General features: G+C 46.7%; 12 protein-coding genes. 6 read left to right on the top strand and 6 right to left on the bottom strand.

Features of this window, described 5'->3' with window-relative positions; genetic code table 11:
• Positions 1-96 precede the first annotated feature (96 nt).
• The gene (gene blaOXA, locus VN105_RS13660; RefSeq protein ID WP_325641769.1) at positions 97-900 is read right to left on the bottom strand and encodes a class D beta-lactamase; all 804 of its coding nucleotides are present in this window, start codon (positions 898-900) and stop codon (positions 97-99) included.
• Between the two features lie 176 nt (positions 901-1,076).
• Complete coding sequence (gene kbl / locus VN105_RS13655) at positions 1,077-2,264, bottom strand: glycine C-acetyltransferase (protein WP_325641767.1); 1,188 nt, start codon at positions 2,262-2,264, stop codon at positions 1,077-1,079.
• Positions 2,265-2,644: 380 nt separating this feature from the next.
• Here kbl and VN105_RS13650 point away from each other — a divergent pair, with 380 nt between their 5' ends.
• From VN105_RS13650 to VN105_RS13625, 6 genes are all read left to right on the top strand, one after another.
• Positions 2,645-3,130, top strand: coding sequence for an RNA polymerase sigma factor (locus tag VN105_RS13650; protein ID WP_142684701.1), 486 nt, complete (start codon positions 2,645-2,647; stop codon positions 3,128-3,130).
• Between the two features lie 23 nt (positions 3,131-3,153).
• On the top strand, positions 3,154-4,227 hold the full coding sequence (locus VN105_RS13645) for a hypothetical protein (protein WP_325641763.1): 1,074 nt from the start codon (positions 3,154-3,156) through the stop codon (positions 4,225-4,227).
• Between the two features lie 19 nt (positions 4,228-4,246).
• The gene (locus tag VN105_RS13640) at positions 4,247-5,191 is read left to right on the top strand and encodes an outer membrane beta-barrel protein (protein WP_325641762.1); all 945 of its coding nucleotides are present in this window, start codon (positions 4,247-4,249) and stop codon (positions 5,189-5,191) included.
• A 29-nt stretch (positions 5,192-5,220) separates the two neighbouring features.
• Entirely contained in the window at positions 5,221-5,562 is a 342-nt protein-coding gene (locus tag VN105_RS13635) for a hypothetical protein (RefSeq protein ID WP_325641759.1), read from the top strand.
• Positions 5,563-5,716: 154 nt separating this feature from the next.
• Positions 5,717-8,656 carry a M16 family metallopeptidase gene (locus VN105_RS13630; RefSeq protein WP_325641757.1) on the top strand — a complete coding sequence of 980 codons (2,940 nt, stop codon included), beginning with the start codon at positions 5,717-5,719 and terminating at the stop codon, positions 8,654-8,656.
• 129 nt (positions 8,657-8,785) lie between these two features.
• Positions 8,786-9,352, top strand: coding sequence for a L,D-transpeptidase (locus VN105_RS13625; RefSeq protein ID WP_325641755.1), 567 nt, complete (start codon positions 8,786-8,788; stop codon positions 9,350-9,352).
• A gap of 175 nt (positions 9,353-9,527) precedes the next feature.
• Here VN105_RS13625 and VN105_RS13620 read toward each other — a convergent pair whose 3' ends face one another.
• The 4 genes from VN105_RS13620 to VN105_RS13605 all read right to left on the bottom strand — a co-directional run.
• Positions 9,528-10,472, bottom strand: a complete 945-nt coding sequence (locus tag VN105_RS13620) for an alpha/beta hydrolase (RefSeq protein ID WP_325641753.1) — start codon at positions 10,470-10,472, stop codon at positions 9,528-9,530.
• A gap of 74 nt (positions 10,473-10,546) precedes the next feature.
• The gene (acs, locus tag VN105_RS13615; RefSeq protein WP_325641751.1) at positions 10,547-12,460 is read right to left on the bottom strand and encodes an acetate--CoA ligase; all 1,914 of its coding nucleotides are present in this window, start codon (positions 12,458-12,460) and stop codon (positions 10,547-10,549) included.
• A 112-nt stretch (positions 12,461-12,572) separates the two neighbouring features.
• Positions 12,573-13,718, bottom strand: coding sequence for a tetratricopeptide repeat protein (locus tag VN105_RS13610; protein WP_325641749.1), 1,146 nt, complete (start codon positions 13,716-13,718; stop codon positions 12,573-12,575).
• A 548-nt stretch (positions 13,719-14,266) separates the two neighbouring features.
• On the bottom strand, positions 14,267-14,538 hold a 272-nt coding region (locus VN105_RS13605; protein ID WP_325641747.1), incomplete at its 5' end, for a hypothetical protein.

The following is a 14,538-nucleotide window of genomic DNA, read 5'->3' as shown; positions in this document are numbered from 1 at the left end:
GAAGGTAGGAGTTAAGTAGTTGAAAAGCAACAGGCTGATGCTGCAAACCCGGAGCCCGCCCTTATTTGCAACACCAGCCTGCCGGTAAAAATAATATTACATTTCGCCCTTAAAGTAGCCGGCTTCAGTGAGTATATTTCTCAGGATGTCCATGCGTACTTTAGGAATATCTATTTTGGGATCTTCCGTTTCTATATTGAGTACAAAGAAGGTAGGGTGCCGGTTTTCTTCAATCCAGCCCACTATCCAGCCTAATTTTTTTACATCGTTATAATCCCAGCCTGTTTTGTAAGACAGCTCATATTTCGGTGTTTTTTCCATGAGCATTACCTCACGTACGGTTTTCATGGTTGTTTTTGCAAAAGGCAGCTGGTCGAAGTACAGTTTTTTTACAAAGCCCAGTTCCTCATCAGGGGAAATAAGCAGGGAATTATCCAGCCAGAATGTGTCCAGGCGGCTGATCTTCATATTGCCGTATTTAATGGAATCGAGCCAGAGCTGCATGGTAGGCTGGCCGATGCGCCGGGCCACTTCCTGGAAGTAGGGAACGGCCGATTGTTTAAAGGCCTGCGCCATGCTGAGATCCTGGTTCCAGGCCGGGAACTGACGGGTTACGCCATCCCAGGGAATGATCATGCCGGTGTCTTTTATAACGCCGGTATGCAGCCCTACCAGCGAGTTGAATATTTTAAAGGTAGATGCAGGCTGAAAGCGTTTTTTAGCCCTGTCGAGGTTGTACACCTTGAAAACGCCCTGGCTGTTGTTGAATAACATGAAAGTGCCTTCTACTTTGTATTGGGCAAAATACTTTTCCCAGTCTTTTTCCTCTTTTACGTTATTCGGGGCGCAGGCAGCGAAGAACAGGCTCACCGCGAGCAACATCCAGCCAAATCGTTTCATCTGCATAATGATTGTGTAGTTATGAGGTGCAAAAGTAAGGATTACGGCGTAAGAAAATGAATTACGGGTTAGCAGGAAGATAGTAACCGTGATTACCCGGTGGCTATCTCCCCACTAACCCGCCATCCTATTTAATCATACTCAATCTTTATGCACCGGGTTGCGGTAACAGGTCTTTATTTAATCACTCCCAGCTCCTTACCCACTTTGGTAAAGGCGGCAATGGCCCTGTCGAGGTGTTCCTGCTCATGACCGGCGCTCAGCTGTACGCGGATGCGTGCCTGGCCTTTCGGTACTACCGGGAAGAAGAACCCGATCACGTAGATGCCTTCCTGCAGCAGTTTATCGGCAAACTGGGCGCTTAATACGGCGTCATACAGCATTACCGGAACAATCGGGTGATCGCCTGGCTTAATGTCAAAGCCAGCTTCTGTCATTTTACTACGGAAATACTGGGTATTGTATTCCAGTTTGTCGCGCAGCGCGGTGGTTTCGCTCAGCATATCCAGTACGGCGATGGAAGCGCCTACAATGCTGGGGGCCACAGAGTTGGAAAAAAGGTAAGGACGGCTGCGCTGGCGCAGGATCTCGATAACCTCTTTCGGACCGCTGGTGAATCCGCCGGAGGCGCCGCCCAGGGCTTTGCCCAGGGTGCCGGTGATGATATCCACCCGGCCCATAACGCCACGGTATTCATGGGTACCACGACCGGTTTTTCCCAGGAACCCCGAGGAATGACTTTCGTCAGACATCACGATGGCATTGTATTTATCGGCCAGGTCACAGATCTTGTCCAGCTGGGCAATGGTACCATCCATGCTGAAAGAACCGTCTGTAACAATGATCCGGCTGCGGCAGTCTTTGGCTTCCTGTAGTTTTGCCTCCAGGTCGGCCATATTGTTATGTTCATAGCGGAAACGCTGCGCCTTGCAAAGGCGAACGCCATCTATAATGGAAGCGTGGTTCAGGGCATCGGAAATGATAGCATCCTGTTCGTTGAACAATGGTTCAAATACGCCACCATTGGCATCAAAAGCCGCTACGTATAAAATAGTATCCTCCGTGCCAAGGAACTTCGAGATCTTTTCTTCCAGTTCCCGGTGAATATCCTGCGTACCGCAGATAAAGCGGACACTGCTCATACCATAACCATGGGTGTCGATGGCGTCTTTGGCTGCTTTTATTACGGCAGGGTGAGACGACAGGCCCAGGTAATTATTCGCACAAAAATTAAGCACTGTTTTGCCACCCACCTGTATTTCAGCTCCCTGCTCAGATGTAATAATGCGCTCTCTCTTGTACAGGCCGGCTTTATTGATATCACCGAGTTCCTCCCGTAAACGGGTTATAAACTTCTCATTCATAAAAATTGCAATATTTAAGTGGATCTACCAAAGTTATGGGCAATAAATGTATTACGATTATTTATCGCCTGAATGACTAACGAACGGATATGCAAAAAGTTTGACCCAGGTGTAACATTTGCCCGCCGCCCTCCGTCATAGTACTATCATGATTATTAATGCCATGAAGTGGAAAACTGATCATTCATCCCTTTGCTAAAAGATGCTAAAAGAGCATACTTGATAAGAGATTGACACTCAGTTTGAAAGGAACTGTTACTACAACTGTGAGGGAAGAACGTACTAACTTTAGAGGAGGTGTGGGTAACAATATGGATTTGGTCAATGATGGGTATTAAAGTATTTGTCGGAACTTAGCACTAAAATCCCGCACCACCGGAATGACGGAAAAGGAGTACAATAAATGCGTGGATCTGTATTCGGACAATTTATTCCGCTTTATAGTTAAAAATCTGGAGCATGCGGAAGATGCCAGGGACGTAGTACAGAATTCATTCGAAATATTGTGGAAGCACTGCCAGGATGTGCCTTTTGAAAAGGCTAAGTCATACCTGTTCACTGTTGGCTACCACAATATGATAGATCATGTACGTAAGGTAAAGCGGATTACACTTGTAGACCAGTTTAAAGACGAGGATAAAGTAGCGGATCATAAGATACATAACGCAAAGGAGGTCATAGAAAAGGCATTGTCCAAGCTCAGTGAAGTACAGCGTTCCTTAATTATGCTCAAGGATTATGAAGGATATTCCTATGAGGAGATTGGAGAAATGATGGACCTGAGCCCTTCCCAGGTAAAAGTTTACCTGCACCGGGCAAGGATTCACCTGAAAAATTACCTGGTGAAGATGGAAAATGTTATATAGTATTTTTGTAATAAATTAGATTTTTGTCGATAGAAATTAACATATCAAACTACGAGTCCTATCTCCTCAGCTACATCGATGGTGAGCTGAATGAGACAGAACAAGCCGCACTGGAACTTTTCCTGCAAAAGCATCCGCAGTTCCGGCAGGAACTGGAATTGCTGGAGGGAACCAAACTGGTACCGGATAAGCAATTCGTTTTTGATAATAAGGCTGCCTTATACAAAACAACTGCTGTTGATTATGAGGCTTTAATGCTAAGTTATATCGACGGGGAGCTGACCCCTGAAGAGGAAAGTGTTTTGCAGGTATATCTGCAGCAACATCCGGCCGCAAGGCAGGAGCTGGCGCTTTTTCAGGCCACCAGGCTTACGCCCGATACTTCCGTTGTATTTGCAGATAAAGCATCTTTATACAGAAGCAGTAAACGCAGGGTGGTACCGGTATACCGCCGTACGGGATGGGTAGCTGCGGCAGCCGCAGTAGTGGCGGGACTGGTGATCTGGTTGTTGCCAGCCGGCAATGAACCGGTGCAAAAGCCAGCCGTTGCAGTAAATACGCCGTCGGCTGTTACCGCGCCGGCCAGTACCCCGGCTGCAGTTCCGGATATTACCCCATCCACTGCCCCCGATAAGTTTGCTGACGCCACTACAACAACTAAGGCTCCGGCAGCTACGCCCAAAAACAACCAGCCATTGCTGGCCAAACGCAATAAAACGGTAACACCGCCTGCTGCCAAACCTGCGGCGGCTCCGGCAAATGAGCCCGTATTGGCGGCTGCAGACGCTCCTAAAACAGATGTACCGGTTATTTCCCAGCTGGCTCCGCAGCGCAACTCCATGAGTGAAGTGGTGGAAGAGCACCTGCAGCAGGCAGGCAATGCGCATGTTGCCGTTGCCCCGCCAGACACAAAAGAAGCAGTACTGGCCGCTAATACAGCCAAAACAGACAATCATTTAAATAATAAAATAGTCCCTGTAACCGAACAACCTGGCGCTCCCGGTGAACTGATCATGTCCGTAAGCGGCAGCGACAGCCGGATCCTGGATAAAGTAACCAATGTTGCGAAGTTTTTTTCCCGTAAACGGAATAAATAATAAATCATGGTCATAGCATATGAAGCATAAATTTTTACTCATTTTGTTACTGGTATTATGTGGCGGATGGGCTCATGCGCAAAAGGCAGATAAAAATACGCCGGCACCACCGGATACTATACAGATCAAGGGATTGATCATTATCAAGGGAAAGAATGATAAAGGACGTAACAGTTATAAATTCTATAACGATACCACCTATGCCCGCCAGAAACTCAAAAAGAACCTGCAAACCAAATGGTTCGTTTTTGACGTGGGTTTCAATAACTATATTGACCGCAGTGATTATAATGGAGCCAGTATTATCAACTATTACCCCAATAATAACATGTATTACAACGGGGCTCCGGCTATGCAGCAGGTAAATAAATCATACGATTATTCAGCCGTAGGCCTGGCAACTTTCGCACCCCGGGAAGCCAGCGAGCCGTTAACACCTTCAGAATTTAAACTTATTACCGGAAAATCGATCAATTTTAATATCTGGCTGTTTCAACAGCGACTTAATTTAACAAAACACAAGCTTAACTTGTTATATGCTTTAGGATTGGAGATGAATAACTATAGGTATGCCCGGAGCATCACATATTTGCCGGGCTATCCTACACAAATAATCAGGGATTCCGTAGAATTTTCGAAAAATAAGCTATTTGCTGAGTATATCTCGATACCGGTAATGCTCAATTTCAATTCTAACCCCGCCCGCCCGGGACGCGCGTTCCAGGCGAGCTTCGGTGTCTCTGGTGGTTATCTCCTCAAATCCAGAACCAAGCAGGTAAGTGAAGAAAGAGGCAAGGTCAGGAAAACGGACGACTTTAATCTCAACAAGTGGCGTTTTGGCCTTACCAGTGAACTGGGCTACGGACCTGTAAAGTTATATGCAAACTTTGCCCTAACGGCATTACATGATTATGGGTTACAACAATATCCATTTTCGATAGGTATCCGGTTAAACGGATTCTAAGATTTATTAGCCAGTCCTAAAATGTGTTTATGCGCTCTTTTGTTGCTTTGATGACATGTATTGGTTGCATTGCATGGATTCACTCCTGTGAGAAACGTTTATTAGGTGTTAGAATAGAAAAAAAGAATATCCTTATTGATCAGCCCGAGCAATTGCCGCTGGCCATAGTACCTGCTGGTATCCCCCCTGCCAGGTACATTTCCCAGGTAATTCCTGCCCCCAATACTGCTATTATTCCTGTTAGCCGTAACAGGAACCGTCCAAAGGTGAAGAAACAACCCCCTAACAACAATGTGGCTGTTGATTCCCTGCTTTTTAACCAGGTTTTTGTCCGGGGAAAATACACGATTTACAGTAATCAGAACCCCTGAGATCATCCGGCAACTTTTAAAATTAATCACCGGTCTGTCAACCGGTTGCAATCCCTATGCATCTACCGCTCATACAATTCTGCCTTTTTTCCGGCTTTATAATTTGGACTTCCGGTATATTTGACAGAATAATTTCAAAAAACCAACTATTTGTATGAGTCTTAAAAGAGTCGTATTACTACTCCTGTTTGCCTGCTCGCTGAAAGTGGTGGGAGCCCAGGGCAAATATCAATGGAAGGAGGCTACTGCCGGTGGTTATACCTATAAGTACGTTTCCGATGATCCCATGAAGGCACGTTTTTACACCTTGAAAAACGGTCTCACAGTTATCCTGAGTGTCAACAAAAAAGATCCCCGCATCCAGACACTGATCGGTACCCGTGCCGGCAGCGATAACGACCCGAAAGACCATACCGGTCTTGCACACTACCTGGAACATCTGTTATTTAAAGGCACCGAGAAATTTGGTTCGCTCGACTGGGCAAAAGAAAAGCCCCTGATCAACCAGATCTCCGATTTGTATGATAAATACAATAAAACAACGGATCCGGCTGCCCGTAAAGCAGTTTACCACGAAATAGACAGCGTTTCCGGCGTAGCCGCTAAATACGCTATCGCCAATGAATATGATAAAATGATGTCGGGTATGGGCGCCCAGGGCACTAACGCCCACACCTGGGTGGAAGAAACTATTTACGAGGAAGATATTCCTTCCAATGCCGTAGATAAATACCTGACCGTACAGGCGGAACGCTTCCGCGACCCGGTTTTCCGTTTGTTCCATACAGAACTGGAAGCAGTATATGAAGAAAAGAACCGCGGACTGGATAATGATGGCCGCAAAGTATACGAAACCATGCTTGCAGCGCTGTTCCCCACACATAACTATGGCCAGCAATCTACCATAGGTACCGTGGAACATCTCAAAAATCCAAACCTGAAAGTAATCCGCGAATTTTATAACGAATACTATGTGCCAAACAACATGGCCATTGTAATGGCTGGTGATTTCGACCCGGATTATGTGATCAAATCCATTGATCAGAAATTCAGCTATATGAAAGCCAAACCGGTAAAGGAATACAAACCTGCACCGGAAGCGCCTATCAAATCACCGGTAGTGAAAGAAGTGCTGGGCCCCGATGCAGAAAGCGTGGATATCGCCTTCAGAATGCCCGGCGCCCTTGATACCAAATCCAACCTGGTACTGGGTGTACTTTCGGCTATCCTGCAAAATGGCAAGGCCGGTTTAGTGGATCTGAACATCAACAGGCAACAGAAAGTACTGAATGCTAATGTAAGTGTACTGGGCCTGAAAGATTACTCCATCTTCTCTCTCAGCGGTAAAGCCAAACAAGGCCAAACCCTGGAGGAAGTAAAGGCGCTTTTACTGGGCCAGCTGGATATCCTCAGGAAAGGAGACTTTGACGAAACCCTCGTAAAAGCCATTGTTAACAACGCCAAACTGAGCGAACTGCAGGGCCTGGAAAGCAATAACAACCGTGCTACCGCCCTGATGGACGGTTTCATCAAGAGCCGGGGCAAAAACTGGCAGTATGATGTGGCTTATGTAGACGATATGGGCACGGTTAACAAAAAACAAATTGTTGACTACGCCAATAAATATCTCGACGATAACTATGTAATTATCTACAAACGCAAGGGAGAAGATAAGAACATCGAAAAAGTGGAAAAGCCAGCTATCACCCCGGTGGAAGTAAACAGGGAAGCACAGTCGCCGTTCCTGCAGCAAATCACCGCTATGCCCGCCACACCGGTAAAGCCACAGTGGCTGGATTATGAAAAGGACATACAGAAAGCATCCCTGGGCAACACTGATATGATGTACGTACAGAATAAAGACAATGGTCTTTTCCACCTGTACTATCGTTTCGATATGGGTACCTGGAACGATAAAAAGCTGTCACTGGCAGCACAGTACCTGCAATACCTGAGCACCGATAAATACACCTCTGAACAGATCAGCAAAGAGTTTTACAACATTGCCTGTAACTTCAGCGTATCTGCTTCCGCAGAAAATACCACTATTGCTATCAGCGGATTGCAGGAAAATTTTGATAAGGCTGTTACCTTATTTGAACACGTAATTGCCAACTGCAAGCCTAACGAAGAAGCACTGGCCGCACTCAAAGGCCGCCTCCAGAAAGCCCGTGCAGACAGTAAACTGAATAAGGGCGCTATCATGAAAGGTGTGGTGAATTATGCGATGTATGGCGCTAAAAATCCGTTTAACAACCAGTTGAGCCAGGCTGAGCTGGATGGTATTTCCGCATCGGAACTGGTTACCATTTTGCATGAACTGCCTACCTATAAGCATACGGTGATTTACTGGGGGCCTCAGTCACTGGCCGCTGCAGCAGCTGATGTAAAGAAACTGCATCCGTTACCTGCCAGCTTTAAAACGGCGCCGGAAGCAGTAAAGTTTGTAAAAGGAAACCAGGATAAGAACCAGGTGCTGTTTGCAGATTACGATATGGTGCAAACAGAAGTTAACTGGTTGAGAAACTCAGCAGTGTACAATCCTGCCAACACAGCAGTAGTAACCCTGTTTAACAGTTATTTTGGCGGCGGTATGGGCTCTGTTGTTTTCCAGACGATCCGTGAATCCAAAGCGCTGGCATATTCCACCTACGCATTTTATGCATCCCCTGATAAGAAAGACGAACGTTATTCTGTAGTGGCTTATGTAGGTAGCCAGGCCGATAAAATGAATGAGGCTATTTCCGGCATGAACGAGCTGCTGAATGATATCCCCCGCGCCGACAAACTGCTGCAAACCGCTAAGGAAAGCATGAGACAGGATATTGAAACAGAACGTATCACTAACGACGGTATCATTTTCAGTTACCTGGCTGCTCAGAAACTGGGACTGAATACAGATATACGCAAGCAGGTGTATGAGTCTATCGACAAATTGAGTTTTGACGACGTGAAAAAATTCCACGACGAGAACCTCGCGCATAAACCATATACTTATTGCATTGTTGCTTCCGAAAAGAAGGTGAGCATGGATGATCTGAAAAAATATGGTGATGTGAAGAAACTCACGCTGGAAGAGATCTTCGGGTACTGAGAACGGCGGAAAAAAATCAGGTAAAAATCAAAGGCACAAAGTTTTACGCTTTGTGCCTTTGGTTTTTTCACTCATCTCCAAAACAATAAATTATTATTCCGCTACGTTATCTGCATATTTATTACTCCTATGAAGAAGTGTAGTCATTACTGGTTGGTAGCCGTCCTGTTGCTGCTGCCACTAAGTGGATTTATCAACGAATCTGATTTGTATAGCGTAAGGTTAAATGCTGCCAACATTGATCCTGATAAAATTTTCCTGCTGATAGATAAAAGCGATTACCGGTTGTATGTGTACGAAGATGTAACGTTGAGAAAAATCTACAAGGTGGTATTTGGTAACCGCGACCAAACCGATAAACAAGTGGAAGGTGATCGCAGAACACCGGAAGGGACCTTTCATATTTTAACAAAACGGGTGGATAAAAGCTGGAGCCGGTTTATGCTGCTGGATTATCCGAATGAGGTATCGTGGCAGAAATTCCATGACCGCCAGGCGCAGGGCAGGGTATCTGCCAATGCCAGTATTGGCGGGGCTATTGGTATTCACGGGGTGGAGTACAATTCCGGTATCCGGGATAGCTATGTGGAAGGGCGCATTAACTGGACATTAGGTTGTGTTAGCATGAAGAACTCAGATGTGAACGAATTATATGAGGTGATCAAAGTAGGAACCCCGGTGGTGATTCGCCGGTAAGATTTTTGCTGATTATTTTTATGGTGACTCCGGTTGGCAGTTATCCGTTGTAATTTTGGATCCTGATAAACAGGTACGGCATCTAGTGGTGCAGTGATACTGCACCATGACTCAAATATAAACGGCGGGTCAGATCCTGTGAAGAGCGCGCTCCACTCGTATGGTGCGCGCTTTTTTAATGCTGCAGAAATGTGGTCACCTCTTTCATCCAGGCCGTGGAATCCTTGCCACAAAACGATTGATGGCCTGCGTTGGGGAAAATGTACAATTTTTTCTGCGTGGTGCCGAGGTGGGAAAATATCTCCTGCGTTTCCTTTGCCATCACCCTGATATCCTGCTTGCCGTAAAAATATAATACCGGCATATGAATCCGGCGGGCATAATGCTCCGGTTTGAAGCCAGCGCCCCAGAATCCCTGTTCTATTCCTCCCCAGAAGGTAAGGATCTGGGCAAGGGGAGTTGCCGGCAGGTGAACAGCGCGCATCCTGCTTTTTACGGCGTCTGTAAGCGTGGCAAACGGGCACTGAAGGATGAGTTGCTTTGGTGTAAGCCCATACTCGGGAACCGCCTTTAAAATAGCAGCAGCGCCCATACTTACACCCCAGAGGATGATGGGTTGGTTTCCTTTTTGTTTTACATAATCCCAGGCGAGCTTTACATCTTCCGCTTCCTTGTAGCCTACGCTGCAGGTGTATCCTTCACTGTTGCCATGAGCGCGGAAATCCAGCAGGAAAGTATTATAGCCCAATGAGCGGAAACGGTTGGCTTCGGGGAAAAGCGAGCCTTTATTGCCGTTATAGCCATGGAACAGGATCACCGTGCCTTTGGCGGCCGGGGTTGGTATCCACCAGCCTTCCAGCCGTAAACCGCCGGCGGTGCGCAGCAATACGGTTTCATAAGGTACAGATGGAAAAGTGGTAGTAGCCGATTTGGCAATGCGTACGCCAAACAGGATCATTTTTATTTTTTCGGCTGCGCTCATTTGTTCAGGGAGTTTGTTCCTGTGGCCGCCATCTTCATAAAAATGAGTGAATTTCCAGGCATGGAAGGCTCCGGTGATATTAAGCAGTACAAACAGCACCATGAACGTCCAGGCCAGCTTTTTGAAGAACCGTTTCATAACCGGGTATTCATGTATAACGAAGGGACACAGCATAAGGCTGCATCCCTTCGTTTTTTAAGCTTAGGAGTTTATTACAGTTTTCCTTTCCTGATTTCGTCTACCACGCCAGGATCCAGCAGGGTAGAGGTATCGCCCAGGTTATCCATATCGTTTTCGGCAATTTTGCGCAAAATGCGGCGCATGATTTTGCCGGAGCGGGTTTTAGGTAAACCGCTTACGATCTGTATCTTATCTGGCTTTGCAATGGGGCCGATGATGCGGGCCACTGTTTGTGCGATATCCTTTTTGGTGAGTTCAGGATCGTGCGTGAGCCGCTCGGTGATCACGTAGGCATAAATGCCCTGTCCTTTGATATCGTGAGGATACCCCACCACAGCGCTTTCCACTACGCCGGCGTGCATGTTGATGGCGTTTTCCACTTCGGCAGTACCGATACGGTGACCGCTTACATTGAGTACATCGTCTACACGGCCGGTAATTTTATAGTAGCCATCTTCATCTCTCATGCAACCATCGCCGGTGAAGTAGAGGTTTTCGTAGGTAGAGAAATAGGTTTTGCGGAAGCGCTCATGATCGCCGTAAGTGCTGCGCAGCATACCTGGCCATGGGAACTTGATACAGAGATTACCGCTTACGCCGTTGCCTTTAAGTTCCTTACCGTTTTCGTCTACCAGGATAGGCTGTACGCCAGGCAGTGGCAGGGTGGCGTATCCGGGTTTTTCTTTGGTGATGCCGGCAATGGGCGTGATCATGATACCACCGGTTTCCGTTTGCCACCAGGTATCTACAATGGGGCATTTACCCTTGCCGATATTATCTTTAAACCAATGCCAGGCTTCTTCGTTAATGGGTTCTCCAACGCTACCCAGTTTTTTCAGGGAGCTGAGATCTTTATGATTAACCGGGCCGAGGCCATAGCTCATTAAGCTGCGGATAGCTGTGGGCGCGGTATATAAGGTGTTTACACGGAATTTATCTACAATTTCCCACAGCCTGCCTGCATCCGGGTAGGTGGGCACCCCTTCAAACATGAGGGTGGTGGCGCCGGCGCTGAGCGGACCATAGGCGATATAACTATGGCCGGTGATCCATCCGATATCTGCAGTACAGAAATATACTTCGCCAGGTTGATACTGGAAGGTGTTTACAAAAGTGTAGTTGGCATATACCATATAGCCGGCGCAGGTGTGTACCACGCCTTTGGGTTTGCCGGTGGAGCCGGAAGTATAAAGGATGAACAGCAGATCTTCTGCATCCATTTCTTCAGCGGGGCAGGGCGGGTTGCCCATTGTTTCCACCTGTTTTATTTCATCTTCCCACCACAGGTCCCTGCCTTTCAGCATACTTACCGGGGTGCGGGTGCGGGTACATACAATTACTTTTTTTACAGATGGGCAAGCCATCAAAGCGTCGTCCATAACGGATTTCAGCGGAATATCCTTGGCGCCGCGGTAGGCGCCGTCGCAGGTGATCACCAGGCTGCACTGGGCATCCTGTATCCTGTCGGCAATGGATTGTGCACTGAAGCCCCCGAATACCACCGAGTGAACGGCGCCGATGCGGGCGCAGGCCAGCACGGCAATAGCCAGCTCGGGGATCATGCCCATGTAAATACACACACGGTCGCCCTTTTTAACGCCATTGTTTTTCAGCACATTAGCAAACTGGCAAACTTTGTTGTATAAGTCGCGGTAAGTGATAATACGATGGTGTTCTTCCGGATCATTGGGTTCCCAAATGATAGCGGGTGTATTCCCCAGTGTACCCAGGTGCCGGTCCAGACAGTTTTCTGTAATGTTCAGTTTAGCACCGGTAAACCACTTGATTTCCGGGTCTTTGAAGTTCCAGTCCAATACCTTGTCCCATTTGCGACGCCAGTAAAAATGGTCTGCTACATTGGCCCAGAAGCCTTCCGGGTCAATAACACTCTGTTGATAAGCCTGCTGATAATCTTCGATACTCTTGATCTGGTATGGGTACGACATAGCACCGTAATTGTTTATTGGTTAAGTACAAGCATTTTCCTAACGGGCTTTAAATTTAAGAAAAACCGGATGGTTTGCTAGAAATAATCTAAAAAATCATATTAAAAGCAGATTATTTTTCAACATATGTGCGGAGGTATTTGTAAACATCTGCTTCCTGCGGGTTAGTGGGATTGCCAAGTTGCAGGTAGCGTTTATAATACCGGGTAGCCATTTGTTTGTTATGCAAACGTACTTCGTAGATGCGTCCAATGCTGTACTGGCGCAGGGGTTGGTGAAACAGGTAGTAAGCCGTGTCCAGGTTGGCGATAGCTGGTTTGAATTGCCGGAGGCCCTCATAGTTTGCCGATTTTCCGGTGTAATAGCTGTCCAGGCTTTTAGAAGTAGCCATATCTATACAGGTTTGCAGCAGCTCATTACTGGCGTTGTAGTTTTTTAATTCCGTATAGGAAAGGGCGGCGTAATACATAATGGTTTCCGACTGTCCCCTGTTGGCCTGCAGGTATTCATACACCCCTATGCATTGCTGGTATTGTTTGAGTGTGTACCAGGCAGCAGCTACAATGCTAAAGGTATTGGGAGATAGAATATTCATACGCATCAGCTGTGTACCCAGATCTGTACAACGGGTGTAGTTTTTCAGGAACCATGCGGATCTGATGGCGGTCATAATAACGGAGGGTTGCAGGGAATCTGTTTTCAGGAAGGCGCACAGGATGCTGTCTGCCAGCGGATATTGCTGTTTCTCTATCAGTTCTTCGCCGAGCCGTGCAGTTACTTTTGGATCTGCCGGGTTGAGGTCGTATGCTCTTTGCAGGTAGATGAACCCGGTGTCCGGTTGCTGCGCGGCGAAGCAGGCGAAACTGAATTGCTTGCAGGCATTAGCGCTGGAGGGTTGTAACCGCATAATGTGCCGGTAATGGAAAACAGCCGGTACCGGGCTTTCCATCTGCATACTGATGCCGCCAAGATACTGGTGCGCCGCTACATTGTTGCTGTCCAGCACTAATACTTTTTCATAACAGGTAATGGCATCTTTTGTTTTTCCTGACAGGTAGTAAGTATATGCGAGGAGAGACAGTTGCCCGATATTATTTTCCTGCACCCGTGGCAACAGGTAGCCAACAGCGGCATCATATTGCTGGTTCTGAAGATAGTCCATTACTTGTGCCCGGTTAATGGAATCCTGTGCCAGTGCAGATGAAGCAACAGTGATAAGCAAAATCAGGCTGAAAAAACATTGGATGGTCCGACGCATAATAAGTGTTTTATAATATTAAAACTAAGAATTTAGTTTTAAAAAGAAAAACTTAGTTGATAGAAGATTGTATAATCCGCCAGGCGGAGTTAAGGGAGTTGCAGGTGCAGTGGTATTACCTAACGGTTTTTGATGGAAATGTGGGGCCGCGCATTATGGGGCAGGTACTGCGCAGGGGCTTTAATGGAAACAGAGAGTGCTTCCTGGCTATTGCGCAGTCCTTTAGAAATATTCATTTAAGGCTGCTTTAATGGAAACAGTGCTCCTGATGCAGATAGGCATTGCGGGCAAATATCATGCAGGTGGCTTCAACGAAAGTTGGAAAATATACTGATATGGGCCGGTATCATGTCAAATATCTCCTTAAAATAAAATCTATGAAATCAGTATCATCAGCGTAATCCCGGGGCCGACAAAATTTGCGGCAATTGCCGGAGGCCGTCAAAAGTAAAGCCTTGTTTGCCCGGGGTGGGGGAACAAGGCTTTACGTGCGCATGATGATTTTTACGGAAGATGTTTCTACAGACAGCGGATGAAAGTCAAAGTGATCACCGGGCAGGTTTCCGGTATTTTTCCAGGTCTTCTTCGCCGGATGCAAATACCTCTTCCATGATTTCAATGATTTTTTGCTTTTCCGCATTGCTGAGAGCAGGAATGATTTTTCCTTTCTCATTTGGATTCGGCTTATCTTTTCCGCGCATCTTGCGATAGAATGTGGGTGTGCTCCAGTTACATTCTTCACATACTTTTTCCCTGAATACTACCGGTAAACCGGAAAGTTTAGTGTGAATGTCGAGCAACACATTTATTGGTTCCTTGC

It is taken from the genome of Chitinophaga sp. (genome assembly GCF_035564935.1).
In the GTDB taxonomy this organism is placed as follows: domain Bacteria; phylum Bacteroidota; class Bacteroidia; order Chitinophagales; family Chitinophagaceae; genus Chitinophaga.
The sequence above is the reverse complement of the archived record's forward strand: the minus strand, read 5'-3'. Positions and strand labels throughout refer to the sequence as shown.